At 66.6% G+C, this 22,739-nt stretch carries 18 protein-coding genes; 7 read left to right on the top strand and 11 right to left on the bottom strand.

From position 1 onward, the window contains the following. Positions 1-98 precede the first annotated feature (98 nt). Positions 99-1,121, bottom strand: coding sequence for an L-rhamnose/proton symporter RhaT (locus tag Q3866_RS00840; protein WP_301828886.1), 1,023 nt, complete (start codon positions 1,119-1,121; stop codon positions 99-101). A 338-nt stretch (positions 1,122-1,459) separates the two neighbouring features. Here Q3866_RS00840 and Q3866_RS00835 point away from each other — a divergent pair, with 338 nt between their 5' ends. The 4 genes from Q3866_RS00835 to Q3866_RS00820 all read left to right on the top strand — a co-directional run bounded on the left by Q3866_RS00835 (position 1,460) and on the right by Q3866_RS00820 (position 5,502). Continuing rightward, on the top strand, positions 1,460-2,605 hold the full coding sequence (locus Q3866_RS00835; RefSeq protein WP_301828884.1) for an ABC transporter substrate-binding protein: 1,146 nt from the start codon (positions 1,460-1,462) through the stop codon (positions 2,603-2,605). A gap of 15 nt (positions 2,606-2,620) precedes the next feature. Next, entirely contained in the window at positions 2,621-3,781 is a 1,161-nt protein-coding gene (locus tag Q3866_RS00830) for a CaiB/BaiF CoA-transferase family protein (protein ID WP_301828882.1), read from the top strand. Between the two features lies 1 nt (position 3,782). After that, positions 3,783-4,913, top strand: a complete 1,131-nt coding sequence (locus Q3866_RS00825; protein WP_301828879.1) for a CaiB/BaiF CoA-transferase family protein — start codon at positions 3,783-3,785, stop codon at positions 4,911-4,913. Between the two features lie 139 nt (positions 4,914-5,052). Beyond that, positions 5,053-5,502, top strand: a complete 450-nt coding sequence (locus Q3866_RS00820) for a MaoC/PaaZ C-terminal domain-containing protein (protein ID WP_293673871.1) — start codon at positions 5,053-5,055, stop codon at positions 5,500-5,502. 446 nt (positions 5,503-5,948) lie between these two features. Here Q3866_RS00820 and Q3866_RS00815 read toward each other — a convergent pair whose 3' ends face one another. Continuing rightward, the gene (locus Q3866_RS00815) at positions 5,949-7,772 is read right to left on the bottom strand and encodes a CapA family protein (RefSeq protein ID WP_301828876.1); all 1,824 of its coding nucleotides are present in this window, start codon (positions 7,770-7,772) and stop codon (positions 5,949-5,951) included. 187 nt (positions 7,773-7,959) lie between these two features. Between Q3866_RS00815 and Q3866_RS00810 the strand changes: the two genes are divergently transcribed. Both Q3866_RS00810 and Q3866_RS00805 read left to right on the top strand, forming a co-directional pair. Next, the gene (locus Q3866_RS00810) at positions 7,960-9,666 is read left to right on the top strand and encodes a DEAD/DEAH box helicase (RefSeq protein WP_301828874.1); all 1,707 of its coding nucleotides are present in this window, start codon (positions 7,960-7,962) and stop codon (positions 9,664-9,666) included. A 183-nt stretch (positions 9,667-9,849) separates the two neighbouring features. Then, on the top strand, positions 9,850-10,392 hold the full coding sequence (locus tag Q3866_RS00805) for a hypothetical protein (RefSeq protein ID WP_293674328.1): 543 nt from the start codon (positions 9,850-9,852) through the stop codon (positions 10,390-10,392). A gap of 160 nt (positions 10,393-10,552) precedes the next feature. On the opposite strand, the gene Q3866_RS00800 is transcribed toward Q3866_RS00805, so the two are convergent. The 3 genes from Q3866_RS00800 to Q3866_RS00790 form a co-directional block, all read right to left on the bottom strand. Continuing rightward, complete coding sequence (locus tag Q3866_RS00800) at positions 10,553-11,239, bottom strand: HAD family phosphatase (RefSeq protein WP_301828872.1); 687 nt, start codon at positions 11,237-11,239, stop codon at positions 10,553-10,555. 73 nt (positions 11,240-11,312) lie between these two features. Further along, positions 11,313-13,007 carry a glucose-6-phosphate isomerase gene (gene pgi, locus Q3866_RS00795; protein WP_301828871.1) on the bottom strand — a complete coding sequence of 565 codons (1,695 nt, stop codon included), beginning with the start codon at positions 13,005-13,007 and terminating at the stop codon, positions 11,313-11,315. Positions 13,008-13,209: 202 nt separating this feature from the next. After that, positions 13,210-13,755 carry a hypothetical protein gene (locus Q3866_RS00790; protein WP_301828869.1) on the bottom strand — a complete coding sequence of 182 codons (546 nt, stop codon included), beginning with the start codon at positions 13,753-13,755 and terminating at the stop codon, positions 13,210-13,212. A 173-nt stretch (positions 13,756-13,928) separates the two neighbouring features. Between Q3866_RS00790 and trxA the strand changes: the two genes are divergently transcribed. Further along, complete coding sequence (gene trxA, locus Q3866_RS00785; protein WP_301828867.1) at positions 13,929-14,249, top strand: thioredoxin; 321 nt, start codon at positions 13,929-13,931, stop codon at positions 14,247-14,249. A 307-nt stretch (positions 14,250-14,556) separates the two neighbouring features. Here the strand turns inward: trxA and Q3866_RS00780 are convergent, their stop codons facing one another. The 6 genes from Q3866_RS00780 to nifJ all read right to left on the bottom strand — a co-directional run bounded on the left by Q3866_RS00780 (position 14,557) and on the right by nifJ (position 22,589). Further along, a complete protein-coding gene (locus tag Q3866_RS00780; protein WP_301828865.1) occupies positions 14,557-15,063 on the bottom strand; it encodes a metallophosphoesterase in 507 nt (168 codons plus the stop codon). Between the two features lie 10 nt (positions 15,064-15,073). Next, positions 15,074-15,793 (bottom strand): LytTR family DNA-binding domain-containing protein, encoded by a 720-nt coding sequence (locus Q3866_RS00775; protein ID WP_293674173.1) that lies wholly within the window; start codon positions 15,791-15,793, stop codon positions 15,074-15,076. A 15-nt stretch (positions 15,794-15,808) separates the two neighbouring features. Beyond that, positions 15,809-16,996 carry a histidine kinase gene (locus Q3866_RS00770; RefSeq protein ID WP_301828861.1) on the bottom strand — a complete coding sequence of 396 codons (1,188 nt, stop codon included), beginning with the start codon at positions 16,994-16,996 and terminating at the stop codon, positions 15,809-15,811. Further along, complete coding sequence (locus Q3866_RS00765; RefSeq protein WP_301828859.1) at positions 16,993-18,288, bottom strand: glycosyltransferase family 2 protein; 1,296 nt, start codon at positions 18,286-18,288, stop codon at positions 16,993-16,995. Before Q3866_RS00765 ends, Q3866_RS00770 begins: the two co-directional genes overlap by 4 nt. Before the next feature lie 445 nt (positions 18,289-18,733). Next, complete coding sequence (locus Q3866_RS00760; RefSeq protein ID WP_301828858.1) at positions 18,734-18,883, bottom strand: hypothetical protein; 150 nt, start codon at positions 18,881-18,883, stop codon at positions 18,734-18,736. Positions 18,884-19,055: 172 nt separating this feature from the next. Beyond that, positions 19,056-22,589 (bottom strand): pyruvate:ferredoxin (flavodoxin) oxidoreductase, encoded by a 3,534-nt coding sequence (gene nifJ, locus Q3866_RS00755; protein WP_301828856.1) that lies wholly within the window; start codon positions 22,587-22,589, stop codon positions 19,056-19,058. Positions 22,590-22,739 lie beyond the last annotated feature (150 nt).

Here is a 22,739-nt window from a genome sequence, read left to right as displayed (position 1 = left end):
TGATGGAGAAAGCTAGTTGGCGCAGTACAAGTTAGAGCTTTGATACTTGTGAGAAGGGACCGCGCGGGCTGAAGGGGGCAGCCCGCGCGGCGGGCGGCTTACATGCCGTTAGAGATGCCCAGGATGACGAGGGCGACGATGATGACGGCGTTGCCGATGAGGGCGACCTTCTTGGGCTTCTCAAAGCCCTTCCACTCACCGTCCTTGAAGCCCCAGGCGTTGGCCACGATGAGGGCGAGGCCGTTGAACATGACCCAACCGACGGCCGGGCCGAGGTCGCCGAGCAGCGACGTGGCGAATCCGTAGACGCCGAGGGCGGCGAACCACACGAAGGAGGTCAGCAGAACCTTGCCGTAGGCCTTGCCGCAGCCAGGCTTGGTGTAGTCGGAGAAGGTGTGGTTCTTGACGAGCTTGTACAGGGCGTAGAAGAAGTTGGCGACGAAGCCGCCGGCGAAGACGACGCACCACTGGAGCAGGGAGGCCATCATCGGGTCAACGCCAGCCTCGACGGCGATGTTGACGGGGGTGCCGGAGGCGGTGGCGCCGATGTTGATCGCGGCGGAGCCGGCGCCAGAGGCGAGGGCCATGATGAAGCCAACCATGAACAGGGACTTCTTGCCGTCACCGGCGCCGGGCTCCTCGGTCTCGCCCTGCTCGGCGCGCTTCATGAAGCCAGCCTTGGAAAGAACGATGACGCCCACGAGAAGAACGGCCTGGCCGGCGAGGATGAGGGCGAGGACGCTCGGCGAGGGCCAGGTGCCCAGGATCGCCATGGGAACGAGGCTGCCCAGAAGGTTGGAGAGGCCCAGGTTGATGCCCGTGACCAGCGAGACGCCGATGTAGTCAATGGCGCGGCTGTACCAGATGGAGCTGATGCCCCAGAAGAAGCCGGCCAGGGCGCCGCCGATGAGCATGGGCGTCGGGGTCTGGGTGAGGTAGGAGAAGTAGTCGCCGCCGATGCCGATGAAGGCCCAGATGTGCGGCATCAGCAGAACGCCGATGATCGAGAAGAGCGCCCAGAAGGCCTCCCACGAGAACGGTTGGTACTTCTTAAAGCAAATGCCAAAGCTGCCCTGGAACAGGGTCGCAAGCAAGAGAACGCCAAAACCTGCAACTGCCATCTCTTTGCTCCTTGTCTTTGTCAGTAGACGATTAGGGGAAATCGAATGGTGCGGTGGTTCGCCAGATTGCCGGGCCCGCGGATGCCGTAGGCGCTTCTGGTAGCACCAATAATTGTTTGCTCTGTGCGCTTTTGCAACCATCGGGGCGAATTCAGACCTTTCCAGCAAGGCGAACGGTCGATATTTGGGTGCAAGCGGAATATTGGTACTACCAATTAGCTATTTCGCCCCCGCGCTAGACAACTTTGGTACTACCAATTACACTTTCGTCAGCGCAACACGTTTTCATATATGTAGTGACGCGCCCCAAAACACTCGCCCTCTTCTAGGGAGAAGACATGGCAACACTGAGAGGCATCACCTGGAACCACAGCCGCGGGCTCACGTCCATCGTTGGCGTGACTCAGCGCTTCAGCGAGCTCAACCCTGGCACCGACATCGTGTGGGAGAAGCGCTCGCTCTCCGAGTTCGAGAGCAAGCCCATCGAGGAGCTAGCACGCAGCTACGACTTCCTCATCATCGACCACCCCTGGGCGGGCTTTGCGGCCAAGCACAACGTGCTGCTGAACCTCGCCGAGCACCTGCCGGCGGACTTCATGGCAGACCAGCGCGCCAACTCGGTGGGCAAGTCGTTCATGAGCTACAACTTCGACGGCTTCCAGAGCGCCCTTCCCATCGACGCCGCCTCGCCCATCGCCCTGTCACGTCCCGACAAGATCGCCGCCAACGAGCTGCCCCGCACCTTTGACGAGGTGCTCGAGCTCGCCGCCACGGGCAAGGTGCTCTACGCCGCCACGCCCACCTACCTGCTCATGGACTTCTACGGCATGTGCGCCACGGCCGGCGGTGCCCTCTTTAACGAGGCCGACCCCGACCACGTCGTCGACGCCAAGACCGGCCTCATGGTCCTCGAGGACATGCGCCACCTGGCGAGCCTGTGCCCCGAGCAGGTCTTCTCGCTCAACCCCATCGGCCTTGCCGAGGAGCTGTGCGCAAGCGACACGGCCGTCTACTGCCCGTGGGTCTACGGCTACGTCAACTACTCGCGCCGTGGCTACGCCGCCCACCCCGTCAAGGCCACGAACGTCGTGACTTACCACGACGGCGGCATCCTGCAGGGCGTCCTCGGCGGCACGGGCCTCGCCATCTCGGCGGGCACCCAGCACGCCGACGAGGCCCTGGCGTTTGTTCAGTACGCCCTCTCGCCCGAGGTGCAGCGCACGCTCTACACGGACTGCGGCGGCCAGCCGGGCCACCGCGCCGCCTGGCTCGACGAGGAGTGCAACCGCACCACGCTGGGCTTCTTCGCCGACACCCTCGACTCGCTCGACGCCGCCTACCTGCGCCCGCGCTACAGCGGCTACCTCTACTTCCAGGACAACGCCGGCCCGATCCTGCACGAGTTCGTGCAGGGAGGCCAGGCGGCCAAGGAGACGCTCGCCAAGCTCGACGAGCTCTACGTCGCCTCGCGCGCCAAGGCATAAGGGGAGCGTGACACCATGAAACCTCTCGAGGGAATCCTCGTCCTTGACTTCTGCCAGTACCTCGCCGGGCCCTCCGCGGCCCTGCGCCTCGCCGACCTGGGCGCCCGCGTCATCAAGATCGAGCGCCCCGGCGTGGGCGACGGCTCGCGCCACCTCGTGCTCGAGGGCTGCATGGCAGACGGTGACGGCCTCAACTTCCACACGATCAACCGCAACAAGGAGAGCATCGCGCTCAACACCAAGAGCCCCGAGGGCCTTAGCATGGCCAAGCGCCTCATCGCCCAGGCCGACGTGCTCATCGAGAGCTTCCGCCCCGGCGTCATGGACAAGATGGGCCTAGGCTGGGAGCAGGTGCACGAGCTCAACCCGCGCCTGGTCTACGCCAGCATCTCGGGTTACGGCGCGCTGAGCCCCTGGGCCGCCAAGCCCGGCCAGGACCTGCTCGTCCAGTCGCTGTCGGGCCTCGCCTGGCTCAACGGCAACGCCGACCAGCCTCCCATGCCTTTTGCCCTGTCGCTCGCAGACTCCTACACAGGCGTCCACGCCGCCGAGGGCATCCTCTCCTGCCTCATCCGCCGCGAGACCACCGGCGTTGGTGGCCACGTCGAGGTGAGCTTGCTCGCGAGCGTGCTCGACCTGCAGTTCGAGGTCATCACCACCTACCTCAACGACGGCCACAAGGCCCCGCAGCGCAGCGCCTTCAACAACGCCCACGCCTACCTCTCCGCGCCCTACGGCATCTACGAGACGAGCGACGGCTACATCGCGCTCGCCATGGGCTCGGTGCCCGAGCTGGGTCAGATCATCGGGTCTGAAGAGATCGCCGCCTACACCAACCAGGCCGACTGGTTCGACCGCCGCGACGAGATCAAGCGCAAGATCCAGGACGTGCTCCAGACCAACACCACCGAGCACTGGCTAGGCCTTCTGCAGGAGCGCGACTACTGGTGCTCCGACGTCTACACCTGGGAGAAGCTCGTGGCCTCCGACGCGTTCGCCGCGCTCGACTTTGTCCAGGACGTGAGCCGCGTCGAGGGCGAGCACGTCTTCACCACGCGCTGCCCCATCACCTTCGCCGGCGAGGACCTGGGCGCCTCCAAGAGCGCCCCGCGCCTGGGCGAGGACACCGACCGCATCATCCGTGAGTTCCACCTCGACGAGAAGGAGGCTGAGTAGTATGAAGCCACTCGAAGGCATCACCGTGCTCGACCTGAGCCAGTTCCTCTCCGCCCCCTCGGCGACGCTGCGCCTCGCAGACCTGGGCGCCCGCGTGATCAAGGTGGAGCGCCCCGGCACCGGCGACATCTGCCGCACGCTCTACATCTCCAACTGCGACATCGACGGCGACTCGTCGCTGTTCCACGCCATCAACCGCAACAAGAGCAGCGTCACGCTCGACCTCAAGGACCCGGCGAGCCGCCCCGCACTCGAGCGCCTTATTCGCGAGGCAGACGTCATGGTCGTGAACTACCGACCCGGCGTGGCCGAGCGCCTGGGCGTCGACTACGAGACGGTCTGCGAGCTCAACCCCGCGATCGTCTACGGCGAGATCACCGGCTACGGCAAGAAGGGCCCCTGGGTGGGCCGTCCCGGCCAGGACCTGCTGGCCCAATCGCTCTCGGGCATCTGCTTCCTCAACGGCAACGCCAACCAGCCGCCCATGCCCATGGGCCTCTCCATCGGCGACCTGTTCGCTGGCCAGCACCTGGCCCAGGGCCTGCTCGCGGGCATCCTGCGCGCCAAGCGCACGGGTCAGGGCGCGCACGTCGAGGTCGACCTCATGCGCTCGCTGCTCGACGCCCAGTTCGAGGTCTTCACCACCTACCTCAACGACGGCCACAAGGCCCCCGAACGCAGTGCCATCAACAACGCCAACGCCTTCATCGACGCGCCCTACGGCATCTACGCCACCGCCGACGGCTACCTGGCGCTCGCGATGATCCCCATCCCCCGCCTGGGCGAGCTCGTTGGCTGCGAAGCCCTGCAGGCCTACACCGACTCCGAGACCTGGCACACGAAGCGCGACGAGATCAAGGCCATCGTGGCCGAGCACCTTAGCCACCAGACGACCGACCACTGGCTCTCAATCCTCGAGCCGGCCGACGTCTGGTGCGCCGACGTCTACACCTGGGACAAGCTTATGGGCACCGAGGCGTTCAAGAGCCTGCACATGACCCAGGAGGTCAGCCGCGCCAACGGCACCCGCGTGCAGACCACGTGCTGTCCCATCGTCATCGACGGCGAGCGCCCGCACGGCGGCCCCGCCGCGCCCACGGTGGGCCAGGACAACGCCCTGCTCGAGGCCTAGGGCGCACCTGTCTCCCGCTCTTCTCGCACGCGCCGCGCACATCCCGCGGCATCTGCTCCACCCGCGCGTCTTGCTCCGCCAGCTTTACCCACACAGGCAACCAACGGCGACAGCGCCGCTTCAGACGAAAGGACACATCATGGACGAGAAGGCCTGCTACTTCGAGGACTACCAGCTCGGCGACTCCCGCACCACGGGCGCCAAGACCATCACCGAGGCCGACATCGTGATCCACGCCGGCCAGACGGGCGACTTCTTCCCCCACCACATCGACGCCGAGTTCTGCAAGAACACCGAGTTTGGCCAGCGCATCGCCCACGGCACGCTGACCTTCAGCGTGGGCGTTGGCCTCACCGCCTCGTTCATCAACCCCGTGGCCTTCTCCTATGGCTACGACCACCTGCGCTTCATCAAGCCGGTCTTCATTGGCGACACGATTCACACCGTGGTGACCATCTCCGACAAGAAGGACCACAAGAAGCGCGCCAACATGGGCATCGTGACCGAGCACCTCGAGGTGCTCAACCAGCGCGGCGAGACCGTCATGGTCGCCGACCACCTGCTCATGTGCCAGAAGCGCGACGCCTAGACGCCGCCTCTGCGACCGCGAGGCTGCCCGGGGCGCCGCCACTCCCCGGGCAGCGCCCCGCACCAGGCGGCGTCACTCGCCATTTGGCCCCATGCCGCCGTCCGTCTCGCACATAAGATCTGCCGCCCCCGATGGCGCCCGTCTCTCCCATGCAAGGCGGGCGCCCCTTTTATGCGGCGACGCGCCGCAGGTCCATGGCGGCGGCACGCCACGGCGACTCGGCACCCAGCGGAGCAGCAGATTCCCAGCCAGCAGCAGATTCCCAGCCAGCAGCAGATTCCCAGCCAGCAGCAGATTCCCAGCCAGCAGCAGATTCCCAGGAAAATGTCGTTAATCGCTATTAGCGGACAGGATTAACGACATTTTCCTAGGATTTTGAGGGGGAGAGGGACTGCTCGGGCGTAGGCGGGCGGCGATGGTGCAGGGCCGTCCCATGCAACGACGCGCTAGGCGTCGATGGTGATGGCGTCGCCAATGACCTCGCGGGTCTTCTCGAGCGGCCAGGTCGTGGGGTCGTCCACGCTGCTCAGCAGTTCGTTGGCGTTGGCGTCATCGGCCGTGTAGCCCTTTACGAAGCGCACGACGTCGGTGTTGCCCACCATGTGCTCCACGAGCGGGTACCACACGACGTTGCGCACCGCGATGCCGCCGGGGCCCACGTCCTCGCCATCCTGTGCGTCCTCGCCCACGCGAACGAAGTCGCAGCTCAGCATGCCGCTGAGGATGCAGTTGGGGCTGTTCTGGTAGCCCGAGACAAAGTCGCCCAGGCCATAGGCGCACAGCATCTTGCCGCCGCCCGAGCGGCTCACCCACTCAACCGGCTGGATCACGTGCACGTGGCTGCCAATGACGACGTCGACGCCGATGTCGGCGCACACCTGGGCGATGGCCCTCTGCTCGTCGCTCGCGCCGTTGGTGTACTCCTCGCCCCAGTGCATGTAGACGAGCACGACGTCTGCCACCTGGCGGGCACGCTCGACGTCGGAGCGCATCTTGGTCTCGTCGTAGGGCACGGCGTAGTAGTCGTTGGGCAGGTCGCTCTGCTCGTAGCCGTTCTGGCCATAGCAGTACGAGAGGGCCGCGAGCCTGATGCCGTTGCACTCGACGACGCGCACGGTGTCGCGGTCGGCCTCGCTGGCGTAGCTGCCAATGGTCACGAGTCCGGTCTTGGCGTCCCACACCTGCTGGGCGTGCTCGATCGAGGGCGTCCAGGTGTCATAGGTGTGGTTGCTGTTAGTGTTCACGATGCGCCAGCCGGCGTCCGCCACGGCGTCTGCCAGCGAGTCGGGCGTGTTGTAGCTGGGGTAGCCCATGTAGTCGTAGCGGTCGGAGCCGCCCAGGGTCGTCTCCTGGTTGATGAACGAGACGTCGTACCGGCTCTGCACCACGGGCGCGACCTCGGCATAGAAGGGCGAGAAGTCATAGGTGCCGTCGCCGACGGAGCCCGCCCAGCCATCTGCCAGGGTGAGCAGGTTCTCGTTCATGAGGTTGTCGCCCACGGCCGAGAAGCTCATGCGGCCCATGCCGCTTGCGGTGTTGCTGCAGGCAAGCACCTTGGTGGCAGGGGCGTTGGGGTCGGTGGTCGTGGCCGCGACGGTCGTAGCGGCGGCGTCTGCGGCGGCCTCGGTGGTGGTGGGCGCCTCCGCGGCGGGCGTCACCTGCGACGACACGCAGCCCGAGATGCCGCGCACGACGAAGACGACGAGCACCACGAGCAGCACGATGCCGGCCGCGGCAAATGCGAGGGGCGGGATGCGCTGGGCCGGCGCGCTCGAGAGCGTGCGGAAGCGCCAGCCGCCGTTCTTTGCCGAGGTGTCACGGAACTGCGGGACGTTATGCTGTGACCAGCCAAGCGGGCGCTGCTGGCGGGGCCTGCGGCGCGGTGGGCGGTCGTCGGGAATCGTGGTGCCGCGGCCGCAGCGCTCGGACTCGCCGTACTCGAGGCGCTGGGCCGGGCCCTGGCGGTAGCCGCGGGGACCGTTCGCGGGGCGGGCGCCCGAGTGGGCGCGGCTGCGGGCGTTGGGCAGCGAGGCGGCCTCGCGCCGGCCCGTCTCGGGACGAACGGTGCGGCCCTCGCGCACCGGGCGCGGCGAGCTCACGCGGCCGCCGTGGGCATCGCGGACGCCGCGCGAGCCGCGGGCGTCGCGGGCTCCCTGCCCGGCGGCGCCACCCGCGCGGGAGGGGCGGCCGGACGAGGGTGCGGACGCATGGCGCTCGTTCACGGCAGGCTCGTCGTGACGCCACCACTCATCGTTCGTTTGGTCCCCCATCGCGCGCTCCTTGTCCACAAAGACGTCCCAGCTATATACCACAGTTTGCACACAGCGTACCGCGTCTGGGGCACGGGCTAAGCACAGTTCGGCTACAGTGGTAGCAACGAATCGACCATCGGTAGCCCTGCGCCCGCGAGCGTGGGGCGCTTTTATGGGGCACGCCCCGCAGATAGGAACAAACCACATGACCCAGAGCACCACCGCAGACAACGGCGCCACCGTTGCCTTCTCCGACCTCGGCCTTTCCGAGGCCGTCCTCAATGCCGTGGACGAGCTTGGCTACGAGGTTCCCTCGCCCGTCCAGGCACAGGCCATCCCCTACGTGTTGCAGGGCCGCGACCTGCTCGCCGCCGCCCAGACCGGCACCGGCAAGACGGCCGCCTTCCTGTTGCCCACGATGAGCCGCCTTGGCCACGCCGAGCGTCACCGCGGCCCCCTCATGCTCATCGTGACGCCCACGCGCGAGCTTGCCCAGCAGATCGCCGACGTCTGCAAGACCATCGAGAACAGCACGCACCACCACAGCGTCACCGTGGTGGGCGGCGTGGGCTACGAGCCCCAGAAGGCGGCGCTTCGCCGTGGCACCGACATCCTCGTTGCCACCCCGGGTCGTCTCGTCGACCTCATCGAGCAGGGCGAGGCGCACCTAGGAGACGTCGAGGTGCTCGTCCTCGACGAGGCCGACCGCATGCTCGACATGGGCTTTCTGCCCGCCATGCGCAAGATCGTGGGCCAGACGCCCGCCACGCGCCAGACGCTGCTGTTCTCCGCGACGCTCGACGAGGGCGCCATCGGCGGCATCCGCGACCTCGTGAGCGACCCGGCCGTGGTCGAGATCGCCCACAAGGGCACCGTTGCCGAGACGATCGACCAGTTTGTGCTGCCTGTGTCTCTCGAGGCGAAGAACGCCCTGCTCGCGCAGGTGCTCCAGAGCGAGGGCGCCCAGCGCGTCATCGTCTTCTGCCGCACCAAGCACCGCGCCGACGCCTGCTGCCGACGCCTGCGTCGCGCCAAGATATCCTGCGCTCCCATCCACGGCGACCGCAGCCAGAACCAGCGCGAGCGCGCCCTCAAGGCCTTCCGCAACGGCAGCTGCGACGTGCTCGTGGCCACCGACGTGCTGGCCCGCGGCATCGACGTGTCCGACGTGCGCTACGTCGTGAACTTCGACGTACCGGTTGACCCCGAGGACTACATCCACCGCATTGGCCGCACGGGCCGCGCCGGCGAGGCGGGCTGGGCGCTCACCTTTGTGACCGAGAACGACCGCGACGACCTCTTTGCCTGCGAGCGCCTCATGGGCAAGGCCGTTCCCACCTACAAGCCCAAGGTCGAGCTCGAGCTGGGCGAGAATCCCGTCGAGCTCGACCCCGAGCGCGACCCGGCCAACACGCACCCCGCCAAGAAGGGCCGCAAGAAGCGCGGTGGCAGGAAGCACTCGGGAGCCAAGGCCAACGCCGCGGCCACCGAGGCCCGTGCCGAGAAGCGCGCCGAGATTCCGGCCAAGCCTGCCAAGGGCACCAAGCCCCAGAAGGCCGCCAAGGCCGGCGCTCCCGAAAAGGGCGGCGCGCGCGAGCAGGGCGGCAGGGACGCCAAGGCCCGCCGCAACGGCGGCAAGGGCGGCGCCAAGCCGGGCAGCGCCAAGCTCTCGCGCCGCGAGATGGAGGAGTACGAGCTGCTGAGCGACGGCGAGCGCAAGCAGCGTAGCCGTGGCGGCAGGCGTGGCGGCGCCAATCGTGCCGAGCGCGGCCGCAACCAGGAGCCGCAGGCGCAGGGCAACGCCCGCCGCGAGCGGGGCAACCAGGGCGGCCAGAGCGCGGGCCGCGGCCGCGGTGGCAAGCCCCGTCGCCGCGTGGGCGACCGTGCCGGCCGCAACCGCGGCATCTACTAGCAGGTAAAGGGCCGCGAGCGCGCAGCAGCGACAACGCCACAAGCGGCGCCCGCATGAGCCCGCACGCCATTCTCGCCCAAAGCATATGACCCAACACGTGCCGCCCGCCCCAGCGCAATGAGCGCCGAGGCGGGCGGCACGCTACAATCACTCCTGCACACCCAACGCACAAAGGAGCCAAGCATGGCCAATTCAAACGCGGCGGCGAACAAGCCCGAGCCGCTGTTCAACCTCAAGTATGACCTATCGGCCCAGCTGGTCGACGAGGCCGCCCACATCATCGCCGGCGACAAGATGCGCAACCCCGCCGGCGTCGCAAGCATCGGCATGCTCGTCGTCATCGTCATCGCGGCCATCTCGCCCGTCACCAGGGACATGACGCCGCTCCTGGTGGGCCTGGTCGTGGTCGAGGTCGTGCTGTGGGCCGTCTCGGACCGCTGGCCCCAGCTGTGCCTGCGCCGTCTGCGCAACGCCGGCCTCAACACCGCCCTCATGGCCGCCGACGAGCGCCGCCGCACCATCCACGTATACGAGACCGAGCTCGAGGTCACCTCGCCCAAGGGCACCGACACGCTGCCCATCTCGAGCCTGCGCGAGGCCAAGCTTGGCTCCGAGCTCGCCGTGCTCGCCTACGCCGGCAACAAGTACGTCCTGGTGCCCAAGCGCGCGATGAGCGCCCAGCGCTACCACGACATGCTCAAGCACCTCGGCGCCATCAAGGAGTAGCCCGCAAGGTTGCCAGGCCACGCGCCCGGCAACCTCACAACCCAGCCCACGAGAAGAGGCCCGCAGCTCGCGGGCCTCTTTCTTTGGACACCGGCCATGGTATCGAGTCAGCTGACGCAACGATACGTCGGCATAGCGAAGACCAAATACGACGTTACCCCTACCCCAGCACCACGGACAGCAGATCGGGAATCTGGTCGACGATGACGTTCGCCGCATCCTGGGAGAAGCCAAAGCGTTCCTCGCGCCTGGCGATCACATACATGCCGGCCGCCTTGCCAGCGGCGATGCCGTAGAACGAGTCCTCCACGCAGGCGCAGTGCGCAGGCTCGAGCCCCAGGCGCTCGCACGCGTGGAGATAGATCTCTGGGTTGGGCTTGCTCTCGCGGAACTGCTCGCCCGAAACGAACAGCTCGAACTTGTCGTCGATGCCGCACTGACCCAGCGCCTCGTGGATGAACCGCATGGGCGCGGACGACGCAAGCGCCACGCGCACGCCCGCCTCGCGCAGGGCGTCGAGCGTCTGGGGCACGCCGGGGTTCATGATCTGCCCATAGTTGCGCACGTAGTTCTCGCGTGCCCAGTCCTCGTAGACCCTCTCGGCCTCCTCGGGGCCCGCCACCTCGATGCCGTTGCGGCGCAGCACGTCTGCGATCATGCGCTGGAACACCTGGTGCGAGGCACCCACCTGGGCCAGGAGCTCCTCCTGCGTCACGTCGAGGCCCAGCGCGTTGGAGAAGGCCTCGAACTCGCGGATGTAGAGGGCCTCGGAGTCGACGAGCACGCCGTCCATGTCGAAGACGACGGCGTCAAAGCGGGGCGTGGACGGGGCGGAAGACTGGCTCACGAAGGGCTCCTCTCGAGATAAAAAAGGGGCCGTACGCGCAGGTACGGCCCCTCAAGTGTATCAAAGCCAGAACTTACTTCCTGTGGGCGCGGTAGTAGGCGATGAGGGCCTGGGTGCTCGCGTCCTGCTTGGCGAGGGCCTCGTCGTCGTGGAAGGCCGGGGTGATCTGCTTGGCAAGCTGCTTGCCCAGCTCGACGCCCCACTGGTCATAGGAGTCGAGGCCCCAGACGGTGCCCTCGACAAAGGTGATGTGCTCGTACAGGGCAATGAGCTCGCCCAGCGCGTGCGGGGTCAGGGCCTCGCCAAAGATCGAGGTCGTGGGACGGTTGCCCGTGAAGACGCGGGCCGGCACCATCCACTCGGCCGTGCCCTCGGCGCGCACCTCGTCGGCCGTCTTGCCAAAGGCGAGGGCCTTGGTCTGGGCGAGGAAGTTGCCCAGGAACAGCTCGTGGACGTCCTGGTCGCCGTCCTTGGTGGGGTTGGGCGTGTTCACGAAGGCAATAAAGTCTGCGGGGATAGCGCGGGTGCCCTGGTGAATGAGCTGGTAAAAGGCGTGCTGGCCGTTGGTGCCGGCCTCGCCCCAGAAGACCTCGCCCGTCTCGCTCGTGACCGGCGTGCCGTCCCAGCGGGTCGACTTGCCGTTGGACTCCATCGTGAGCTGCTGCAGGTAGGCCGGGAAGCGGTGCAGGTACTGGTTGTACGGGAGCACGGCGTGGCTGCCCATGCCCCAGAAGTTCACGTACCAGACGTTCATGAGGCCCATGAGGGCCACGACGTTCTCCTCGAGCGGCGTGTTCTTGAAGTAGGCGTCGACGTCGTGGAAGCCGGAGAGCAGCTCGGAGAAGCGCTCGGGGCCAAAGGCGATAATGAGGGCCAGGCCCACGGCGGAGTCGACGGAGTAGCGGCCGCCAACCCAGTTCCAGAAGCCAAAGGCGTTCTCGGGGTCGATGCCAAACTGCTCGACGAGCTCGAGGTTGGTTGAGACGGCCACGAAGTGCTTCTTGATGGCCTCGGCGCTCTGCTCGTCGGAGCCGTCGATGGCGCCCTGCTCACGCAGGGTGTCGAGCAGCCAGGTGCGGGCCTCGCGGGCGTTGGTGATGGTCTCGAGCGTGGTGAACGTCTTGGAGACGACGATTACGAGCGTGGTCTCGGGGTCGAGGCCCTTGACCTTCTCGGCCATGTCGTTGGGGTCGATGTTGGAGACGAAGCGGCAGTCGATGCCGGCGTCGGCGTAGGGCTTGAGCGCCTCGTAGGCCATGACCGGGCCGAGGTCGGAGCCACCGATGCCCACGCTCATGACGTGCTCGATGCGCTTGCCCGTGACGCCCTTCCACTCGCCGGAGCGGACGCGCTCGGCGAAGGCGTACATGCGGTCGAGGATCTCGTGGACGTCGGCCACGGTGTCCTGGCCGTCGACGACGAACTGGCCCTTCTGGCTGGCGGGGCGGCGCAGCGCGGTGTGGAGCACGGCGCGGTCCTCGGTGGTGTTGATGTGCTCGCCGGCGTACATGGCGTCACGGCGCTCCTCGACCTTCACGGCGCGGCCAAGGTCGCAGAGCAGCTTGACCGTCTCGTCGGTGATGAGGTCCTTGGACAGGTCAAAGTGCAGGTCGCTCATCTCGAACGAGAGCTTCTCGACGCGCTTGTCGTCGGTGGCGAAGGCGTCCTTGAGGGTGAACTTATCGGCCACGAGCTGGTCGTGGTGCGCCTTGAGTGCGGCCCACTCGGGGGTCTGGGTCGCGTCGATGGGTGCGGCAATCTTCGACATGTGTCCTCCTTGGACGACGACGCGGGAGCTGCCGAGCGCACCCGCGCTTACGCATACCAGATTTAAGCGTACCGCAAATTGGGGGCGCTTGGTGACAGCGAGAGAGATTGGCAAGGAGGGAGACACAGGCGGGCGAGAGAGGAGCCGCCATGGACGGCAGCGAGACGATGCCCAGCGCGAGACGGGCGATGCCGCGAGCCGCCTAGTACGGCTCGCCCTCGGGCGGCAGCTGCTTGAGGCGCGCCCACATGAGCTGCTTGGCCTTGGGGTCCGACAGGCTCTTCTCGAACCCGCCCAGCGCCATGACGCGCATGCCCAACAGGCGCACGACCGCACCGGGCGTGAGCATCGCGGCGTCGAAGCTCTCGAGCTCCACCAGCTCGTCGGCGAAGGCCTCGCGAATGGCCGCGGCCGCCGCTTCGTCGAGGGCGATAAGCGTCGAGGGGTCGAGCGTGGCGATGGCGAGCCTCAGGGTACCGGGCACGAGGGGAAAACCGTCGACGTCGCGCACCGAGAGGGCGCCCCAGTCCTCGGGGGCATAGCCCAGCGCGCCCAGCGCCTTGTGCAGGGCCACGCCGTCGGGGCCGGCAAGCAGCGCCGGGACGTTGCCCGAGGCGCCCGCCACCTCGGGCTCGCCCTTCACGAGCAGCACGTGCGAGAAGGCGTTGCCCGCCATGCACACACCCGCTCCCGCAAGGTCGCCCAGCTCGGCCTTTGCCTTCTCGAGGCTCTCCCCAGAGACGTCCATTCCCACTCCCATGGTCAAAGATGTTGAGGACGCCCCTCAGGCGCCCGGTGCTCGCGGCATTGATGTCACTAGCGCGATTCTACCGCCTGGCGGGTGCTACGCCCGCGCTCGCATGGGTATAAGCCACATCGAACAGAAACGAGGCGCGCCCATGCGCGCGATGGGAGGCAACCATGGCATCGAAGGCAATCACGGAAGAAACGTTCGACGGCATCGTACGCGGTACCGACAGGCCCGTGCTGGTCGACTTCTGGGCAACCTGGTGCGGCCCATGCCGCGCCCTCTCCCCCATCGTCGAACAGATCTCCGACGAGCTGGCAGACGAGCTTGACGTCTACAAGTGCAACGTGGAGCAGGAGCAGGACCTGGCGATGCGCTTCCAGGTCATGTCGATTCCCACGCTCATCCTGTTCAAGGGTGGCAAGCCCGTGCACACGATGGTGGGCAGCGCCCCCAAGGCCCGCCTCGTCAAGGAGCTCCGCGAGTTCCTGTAGGGCGCGGGCGGCTGCGAACCCCGGCTCATCCGGGGCGCAGGCTGTAACCCGACCCCGTCCATCCGGGCGCGGGCAGCGGCCCAATCCCGCCCATCCGGGGCGCAGGCAGCGACCCGACCCCGTCCATCCGGGCGCAGGCAGCGGCCCAGATGGGCCCGCCCGGTTGGGCCCAACCGGTCACCTTCAGAATCCTAGGAAAATGCCGTTAACGCCAATTAAGAGACAGCGTTAACGGCATTTTCCTAGGAATTTGTGGTTGAGAAGAGCCAAGCAGGCGGGGACAAAAGACACGTCCCTCTGTCCCCGGCTACCAGCCGGCGAAGAAGCTGCGGCCCCAGCCGCGGTCCTCGTCGGGCGCGAGGCGGATGATCTCGCTCGAGACCACGCGCCCGCCCTCGACCACCAGGCGACCCATCGTGGGGCCCGCCTGGCTGCGCGGAAACGTGGGGCTGCCGGGGTTGATCATGAGCGCGCCGCTGTTAAGGGTGCGCGTCTCGGGCACGTGCGTGTGGCCAAAGACGCCCACGTCGAAGCGCTCGCCCGTGAGGTTCTGCTGGTAGTGCGTCACGCAGAACTGCAGCCCCTCGTACTCGAAGCGCACCTTGCGCGTGACGTCCGCCCCGTACTCGCCCGCCCAGTCGTTGTTGCCCAGGCACAGACGCAAGGGCGCGATGGCCCCCAGGGTGATGAAGTCGTCCTCGGAGGTGATGTCGCCGGCGTGGACGATGAGGTCGCAGCCGTCGATGGCGTCGAGCACCTCGCGCGAGAGGCGCCCGTGGGTGTCGCTCAGGACGTCGATGCGCTTGCGTGCCACGGCTCCCCCTTTACAGGCCCAGCGCGCGCTTGAGCTGCACGACGCGTCGGCGCGAGACGGAGATCTTCTTGCCCTCGACGCCCTGGATGCCCAGCTGCATGACGCCGCTCGAGACCACCTCGACGTCCTCCACGTACTGGAGGTTCACGATGTAGCCACGGTGCACGCGGAAGAAGCCGTGCGGCGAGAGCTTAGCCTCGAGCTGGGCCAGCGAGATGACGGACAGGTAGCGGTCGCTGTCCGTGTAGATGCAGGAGTAGTCGTCCTTGGCCTCGATGTAGCGAATCTGGTCGATGGGCACGAGGACCTTGCGGCCTCCCTTCTCGACGGGAATGCGCTCGGCCGGGGCGGCCGGGGCCGACGCCATCTTGGCGCGCGCGGCCACCTTGTCGAGGGCGCGCTCGAGGCGCTCGGTCTCGACGGGCTTCATCAGGTAGTCAACCGCGTCGACGTCGAAGGCCTCGAGGGCGTACTCGCTGTAGGCCGTCACGAACACGACCGCCGGCGGGTTCTTGAGCTTGTGGAGCGCCTCTGCAAGCTGCATGCCGTTGGTCTTGGGCATGGAGATGTCGAGGAACAGCACGTCAGGGCGACCATCCATCAGCTTCTCGACGGCATCGCGAGCGCTTGAAGCCTCGATGATCTCATCGACGCGACCGGTCTCCTCGAGCAGGAAGCGCAGCTCGGAGCGAGCGGGGGCCTCGTCATCAACAATCATGGCACGCAACATTCAGGCACATCCTTGTTATTCGTCGTGAGTGGCAGTGCGGGCAAGTCGAAGCGTCACGCACGTGCCCTCGCCAGGCTTCGACACGATGTCGATGCCTGACCCAAAACCATAGAACCTCTCGAGACGCTCTGCAACATTTCTCAAAGCAATCCCGGTCCCCTTTTCCTCGCGTGAGCAGCCAGAACCGTGTGGGGCGTCGATGCCTTCGCGCAGCTTGACCACCGCCGCCTCGTCCATTCCCAGGCCGTCGTCGGCCACCGCGATGACCACGTCGCCGTCGTCCGCGTCGGCGCGGATGTCGATGTGGAGCGGCCCCTCGTCACGCATGGCGTGGCGCACGGCGTTCTCGACGATGGGCTGCACGATGAAGGCGGGCACCAGCACGTCCCCGCAGCCTGAGGCCACGTGCTCGCGCTCGAGGATGCGGTCCTGGCCAAAGCGGGCGCGCTCGAAGCGCAGGTAGCGTCTCGTCTGCTCGAGCTCGCGCGACAGCGGGATGAGCTGCTCGGTGCTCTCGAGGGTCTGGCGATAGAACACCGCGAACTCGCGCAGCAGAGTGCGGGCCTGCGCGGGGTCGGTGCGGGTGAGCGCCGCGATGGTGTTGATCGTGTTAAAGAGGAAGTGCGGGTTAATTTGCGCCTGCAGGGCCTTGACCTCAGCCTTTGCGGTGAGCTCGGCCTGACGGTCGAGCTCGTGGGTCGAGAGCTGGGTCGAGAGCAGCTGGCCAAAGCCGCGGGCGATGGCCACCTGGCTGCGGTCGATGTCGGCCGGCGAGCGATAGTAGAACTTGATGGTGCCAAAGGTGCGGTCCTGGACGTTCAGGGGCACCACGATGCCGCCGCGCACGGTGCGGGGCAGCTCGGTGGAGCCCTTGTCGCCCTCGGCACGAGACTGGAACATGCCAATCTTGCCGGTCTGGAGCACCTCGAGGGTGCCGGCCGTGTGGATGGGGCTGCCCGGCGGGAAGTCCGCGGCAAGGGCGCCCTCGTAGGCGAGCACGCGCTCGGTGTCGGTCATGGCAACGGCGATGGCCGTGGTCTCCGGCAGCAGCAGCTGGCAGACGCCCTGGCAGCCCTGCATGGTAAGGCCGGAGCGCATGAGGTCGAGCGTCTTGGACGCGAGCCCGAGCATGTGCTCGGCGGCCTGCGATCCGCGGGCGTCCTCGAGGCGTGCGCGGCGCCCGTTGAGACGGTTGGGACTCAAGCGCCCTCTCCTTTCGTTTGGGCCGCGCCGGCGGGCGCGGGCTGCTTTGCGGTGCCCCGGGCGGGGGCGGGTTGCGACGCGCCATCCCTGGCGGCCTTGCCGGCGCGTGACGCCCTGCTGCAGGCAACGACGCGGGCGGCGAGCTCCTCGCTGTCCCATAGCTCGTCGATGACGCTGGGCCAAAAGTTGAGCAGGCGCGTGTAGCTGCTTGCGTTGGCCGTGGCGTACGTGCGAGCCTCGCTTCTGCCGCTTTGCCAGATGCGCAGGTAGGAGCCCCTGTTGGGTCCCAGGACCGCGCGGGCGAACGACGTGTGGGCAACCCGTGCGTCGAGCTCGGGCGAGAGCCACTTGCCCGGGTAGGGCATGAGCGACTCGGCCGAGACGTGCGAGAGGCTTGGCTGGCGCGAGCAGAACCCCAGCTTTGCGCGCTCGTAGAACCAGCGGAAGATGTCCTGCAGGAATCGGTTGGGGTCATCGGGCGTCTTGGGCGGTAGGTGCCGCACGTACCAGGAGCGGTCGAACCACATCTCGAGGCCGCAGAGGCGCAGGTTGAGCAGGTAGTCGAGGTCTTCGCCACGGGTGATGGCGGGGTCGAACGGCACCCGGGCGAAGGCCGCCGCGTGAATGGCCATGCAGCCGCCGCACGCGTAGTTTGAGCGGCAGATGCGCACGCCCTCGAGCGCGGGCTCCATCCACTCGTTGAACTCGCGGCGCTTGGACCACCAGCGCTCCCAGAGCTTGGGCTTGGAGACGTCTGCCAGGTGGGAGCCGTTGGCGTCGATGAAGTGACCGGTCTTGGCAAGGATCTTGAGGTCCTGGCGCGTGAGCTGGCCCAGCCCGTAGACGGCGTCGACCAGGTAGTCGGGGCCAAGGGCCACCTCGTCGTCGTCCATGAAGACGCAGACGTCGTGGCCGAGCATGGCACAGGTGGCAAGGCCCATGTTGCGGATGGCGCCGTAGCCGCGCAGGGCCACGGTCTCGCCGCCAAGCCCCGGGATGGCGTTCTCGATGCAGCCCTCGATGAGGCGGGCCTCAGCCGTTCCGATGACCAGGGGGTTGAGCCCCTCGTGGTCGCGCACGATGGCGTTCACGCGGGCGCGGGCGGCATCCTCGACGCCGGGGCGCGCCACGAGCAGCACGATGACGCGAATGACGCCGCGCACATCGTCGAGCGAGTCGAGGCAGCGCGCGAGCTCGGGCAGGGGCTCGTCGACGGCGGTGGCGTGGTCGTACACGCCGCTGTCCGTGGGGTCTGCCGCCCAGTAGGTGGGAATGACAATTGCGGGATTCATGCTATCGCCGCCCTCGTGGGGCAAGGCTTGCACGCGCAGCAAATTCGATGCAGCTCGAGGCATACGTGGCCATGCTCCCCCTTCCCCTGTTTACGTAAGGCCATTCTACCCCACCGGGGATTTTTGGCCGTTCGCCGACAGCATTTGATAGGACAAATTGGAAGGGACTATTTATTTATCTTTTGCCAAGTTTGCCAGCAGGACCATGCGTGAGAAGGACGGCCCGCGCCGGTGTCCGCACCGCTCGCTCGACAGCCATCCGTTCATCCGAATTCCGCGGTCCTCCCATCCGCTCATCCGAATTACTCGGCTCTCCCGCCCGTTCGTCCAAATTATGTATCCAGGAGCCTCCTAGCGCGTAATTTGGATGAACAGATGAAATGGGGGGGGTACCGCGGGCGGCGGGGCTGACGTGCGAGAAGGACGCCGGCGCAGCTTGCGAGCGTTAGCGCTTCTCGTCCGCGCCGTCATCGTCGTTGCGGTGGCGGCGGGGCCACAGGATGAGGCCCGTGGCCACGAGGACGGCGCCCAAGGCCACGAGCACGATGGCCCCGCGGGCCGTGATCGAGTTGTCGCCCGTCTGCACCAGGCCCATACGTTGCGCCCAGGGTTTCATCCACATTCCCGGCGCAGTACCAGCATTGGCGCAACAGACGCTTGGGCACCACCCATTCCGTGCTCGTCATATATAAAAAGGCCCCGCCCTGGATAACCAGGACGGGGACCATAAGCTCAGGCGATGTGCCCAGCCAGACTAGTGCGGAGACTTACGCCTCGTTGTAGACGGCCTTGAGCTTGAGCAGGTGCGCGTAGCGATCCATGGCAGCCTGCTCGTTCTCGGCGAAGAGCTCCTTGGCGCGCTCGGGGAACGAACGCGTGAGCGAGGCGTAGCGGGCCTCGTTCATGAGGAACTCCTGGTAGCCGCCCGCCGGCTCCTTGGAGTCGAGCGAGAACTTCTTGCCCTCCGGCGCAGCCGGGTTGAAGCGGAAGAGGTTCCAGTAGCCGCAATCGACGGCCTTCTTCATCTCCTCCTGGCAGTGCATCATGCCGCCCTTCTTGATGGAGTGCATCTCGCAGGGGCTGTAGCCGATGACCAGGGACGGGCCGTCGTAGGCCTCGGCCTCGGTGATGGCCTTGAGCGTCTGTGCGGGGTTGGCGCCCATGGCAACCTGAGCGACGTAGACGTAGCCGTAGGACATCTCGATCTCGGCGAGAGACTTCTTCTTGGTCATCTTGCCGGCGGCAGCGAACTGCGCGACCTGGCCGAGGTTAGAGGCCTTGGAGGCCTGGCCACCCGTGTTGGAGTAGACCTCGGTGTCGAAGACGAAGACGTTGACGTTGTGGTTGGAAGCCAGGACGTGGTCCAGGCCGCCGAAGCCGATGTCATAGGCCCAGCCGTCGCCGCCGAAGATCCAGAAGGACTTCTTGGTGAGGTAAGCCTTGTCGGCCAGGATGGCCTTGGAGGCGTCGCAGCCGCACTTCTCGAGCTCGGCGACATAGGCAGCGGCCGTGGTCTTGGAGGCCTCAGTGTCGTTGCGGTTCTCGAGCCAAGCGGTGGCAGCGGCCTTCAGCTCGTCAGAGGCGTCACCCTCGAGCAGGGCCTTGGTCTGAGCGACGAGCTTGTCCTGGACGGCAGCGTAACCCACGGCGAAGCCGAGGCCGTGCTCAGCGTTGTCCTCGAACAGGGAGTTGTTCCAGGCCGGACCGTGGCCCTCGGCGTTGACCGTATAGGGCGAGGTGGCAGCAGGGTTGCCCCAGATGGAGGAGCAGCCGGTGGCGTTGGAGATGAACATGCGGTCACCGCAGACCTGGGTGATCAGGCGAGCGTAGGACGTCTCGGCGCAGCCGGCGCAGGAGCCGGAGAACTCAAGCAGCGGCTTGGCGAACTGGCTGCCCTTGACGTTGGCAGCAACGAGCTCCTTCTTCTCGGAGACCTTGTTGACGGCGTAATCCCAGACGGGAGCCTGGTCGAGCTCGTCCTCCTGCGGAACCATGGTGAGGGCGTCCTTCGGGCAGGCCGTCACGCAGTTGTAGCAGCCCATGCAGTCGAGCGGGGACACGGCGATGGCGAACTTCAGGCCGTCGGTGCCCTTGCCCTTGGCGTCGATCATGCGCATGTTCTCAGGAGCCGCGGCAGCCTCGTCAGCCGTGAGGGCAATCGGGCGAATCGTGGCGTGCGGGCAGACATAGGAGCACTGGTTGCACTGGATGCACTTGGTCTCGTCCCAGTGCGGAACCATGACGGCAACGCCGCGCTTCTCGTACTGAGAGGCGCCGAGCTCCCACTGGCCGTCGACGTGCTTCTCGAACGCGGAGACGGGCAGGGAGTCACCATCCATGCGGTTGATGGGCTCGAGGAGGTTCTTGACCTGCTCAACGATGGCGGCGCGACCCTCGATGGAGAGCTCGTGCGGCTTGTCCTCGGCAGTGGCCCAGTCAGCGGGCACCTCGAACTTGTGGAAGGCGGTGGCGCCGGCGTCGATGGCCTTGTGGTTGGCGTCGACGATGGCCTGGCCCTTCTTCATGTAGGACTTGGTAGCCGCGTCCTTCATGTACTGCAGGGCGTCCTCGGCGGGCAGGACCTTGGCCAGCGCGAAGAAGGCGGACTGGAGCACCGTGTTGGTGCGCTTGCCCATGCCGACCTTGGCAGCCAGGTCGATAGCGTCGATCAGGTAGACGTTGACGTTGTTGTTCGCGATGTAGCGCTTAGCCACAGCGGGCATGTGCTCGGCGAACTCCTCGTCGCTCCACTGGCAGTTGACCAGGAAGGTGCCGCCCGGCTTGACGTCGCGGACCATCTTGAAGCCCTTGACGATGTAGCTGGGGTTGTGGCAAGCGACAAAGTCGGCCTTGGTCACGTAGTACGGCGAGCGGATCGGGGAATCACCAAAGCGCAGGTGCGAGACGGTGACGCCGCCGGTCTTCTTGGAGTCGTACTGGAAGTAGGCCTGGACGTACTTGTCCGTGTGGTCGCCGATGATCTTGATGGAGTTCTTGTTGGCGCCAACGGTGCCGTCGCCGCCGAGACCCCAGAACTTGCACTCGATGGTGCCGGGGGCAGCGGTGTTGGGGGCGTCCTCAGGCTCGGGGAGCGAGAGGTGCGTAACGTCGTCGTTGATGCCGATGGTGAACTCGCGCTTGGGCTCGTCCTTCTTGAGCTCCTCGAAGACGGCGAAGGCAGACGCGGGCGGCGTGTCCTTGCTGCCGAGGCCGTAACGGCCGCCAGAGACGTGGATGTCGGTCTTGCCGGCCTCGTAGAGGGCGGTCACGACGTCCTGGTACAGCGGCTCGCCAATGGAGCCCGGCTCCTTCGTGCGGTCCATGACGGCGATCTTCTTGACCGTCTCGGGCAGGACGTCGACGAAGTGCTTGATGGAGAACGGGCGGTACAGACGAACCTTGACCAGGCCGACCTTCTCGCCGTGGGCGTTGAGGTAGTCGATGACCTCCTCGAGGACGTCGCAGAACGAGCCCATGCAGACGACCACGCGGTCGGCGTCGGGGGCGCCGTAGTAGTTGAACAGGCCGTAATCAGTGCCGAGCTTGGCATTGATCTTGTTCATGTACTCCTCGACAACGGCGGGCAGCTCGTTGTAGGCCGTGTTGCAGGCCTCGCGGTGCTGGAAGAAGATGTCGCCGTTCTCGTGGGAACCACGGGCGTGCGGGTGCTCGGGGTTCAAGGCGTGGTCACGGAAGGCCTGGACGGCGTCCATGTCGAGCATGTCCTTGAGGTCGTCGAAGTCCCACATGGCGACCTTCTGGATCTCGTGGGAGGTGCGGAAGCCGTCGAAGAAGTTCAGGAACGGCACGCGACCCTTGATGGCGGCCAGGTGGGCCACCGGCGAGAGGTCCATGACCTCCTGGACGTTGCCCTCGGCGAGCATGGCGAAGCCGGTCTGGCGGCAGGCCATGACGTCGGAGTGGTCGCCGAAGATGTTGAGCGCGTGGGAGGCAACGCAACGCGCGGAGACGTGGAACACGCCCGGCAGGCCCTCGCCAGCGATCTTGTACATGTTCGGGATCATGAGCAGCAGGCCCTGGGACGCCGTGTAGGTCGTCGTGAGGGCGCCGGCGCCAAGGGAGCCGTGGACGGTGCCGGAGGCGCCAGCCTCAGACTCCATCTCGACCACATTGACGGGGGTGCCAAAGACGTTCTTCAGACCCTGCGCGGCCCACTGGTCGACGTGGTCGGCCATCGGGCTGGACGGCGTGATCGGGTAGATGCCCGCCACCTCGGTGTAGGCGTACGAGACCCAAGCAGCAGCCTCGTTGCCGTCCATAGACTTGAACTTACGTGCCATATCCTCTCCTTCTTGTCGAGGTCACGCGTGGGCTTGGCGAGAAGAGCCGCCCTCCGCCCTCCTTGGCGGATGCCCAAGCACGCGAAATCACCCCGTGGCGACTTCCCCGATCGCCAAGGGGTGACATCTCTTCATAGCGAACTAATTATC

The organism is uncultured Parolsenella sp., assembly GCF_958346945.1.
GTDB lineage: Bacteria > Actinomycetota > Coriobacteriia > Coriobacteriales > Atopobiaceae > Parolsenella.
Note: the sequence above shows the minus strand (reverse complement) of the source record. Positions and strands in the feature narration are given on the sequence as shown.

Bases quoted from the DNA above. Each gene is read 5' to 3' on its own strand.
- Q3866_RS00840 (WP_301828886.1), bottom strand. From the start codon at position 1,121: ATGGCAGTTGCAGGTTTTGGCGTTCTCTTGCTTGCGACCCTGTTCCAG.
- Q3866_RS00835 (WP_301828884.1), top strand. From the start codon at position 1,460: ATGGCAACACTGAGAGGCATCACCTGGAACCACAGCCGCGGGCTCACG.
- Q3866_RS00830 (WP_301828882.1), top strand. From the start codon at position 2,621: ATGAAACCTCTCGAGGGAATCCTCGTCCTTGACTTCTGCCAGTACCTC.
- Q3866_RS00825 (WP_301828879.1), top strand. From the start codon at position 3,783: ATGAAGCCACTCGAAGGCATCACCGTGCTCGACCTGAGCCAGTTCCTC.
- Q3866_RS00820 (WP_293673871.1), top strand. From the start codon at position 5,053: ATGGACGAGAAGGCCTGCTACTTCGAGGACTACCAGCTCGGCGACTCC.
- Q3866_RS00815 (WP_301828876.1), bottom strand. From the start codon at position 7,772: ATGGGGGACCAAACGAACGATGAGTGGTGGCGTCACGACGAGCCTGCC.
- Q3866_RS00810 (WP_301828874.1), top strand. From the start codon at position 7,960: ATGACCCAGAGCACCACCGCAGACAACGGCGCCACCGTTGCCTTCTCC.
- Q3866_RS00805 (WP_293674328.1), top strand. From the start codon at position 9,850: ATGGCCAATTCAAACGCGGCGGCGAACAAGCCCGAGCCGCTGTTCAAC.
- pgi (WP_301828871.1), bottom strand. From the start codon at position 13,007: ATGTCGAAGATTGCCGCACCCATCGACGCGACCCAGACCCCCGAGTGG.
- Q3866_RS00790 (WP_301828869.1), bottom strand. From the start codon at position 13,755: ATGGACGTCTCTGGGGAGAGCCTCGAGAAGGCAAAGGCCGAGCTGGGC.
- trxA (WP_301828867.1), top strand. From the start codon at position 13,929: ATGGCATCGAAGGCAATCACGGAAGAAACGTTCGACGGCATCGTACGC.
- Q3866_RS00775 (WP_293674173.1), bottom strand. From the start codon at position 15,793: ATGTTGCGTGCCATGATTGTTGATGACGAGGCCCCCGCTCGCTCCGAG.
- Q3866_RS00765 (WP_301828859.1), bottom strand. From the start codon at position 18,288: ATGAATCCCGCAATTGTCATTCCCACCTACTGGGCGGCAGACCCCACG.
- Q3866_RS00760 (WP_301828858.1), bottom strand. From the start codon at position 18,883: ATGGGCCTGGTGCAGACGGGCGACAACTCGATCACGGCCCGCGGGGCC.
- nifJ (WP_301828856.1), bottom strand. From the start codon at position 22,589: ATGGCACGTAAGTTCAAGTCTATGGACGGCAACGAGGCTGCTGCTTGG.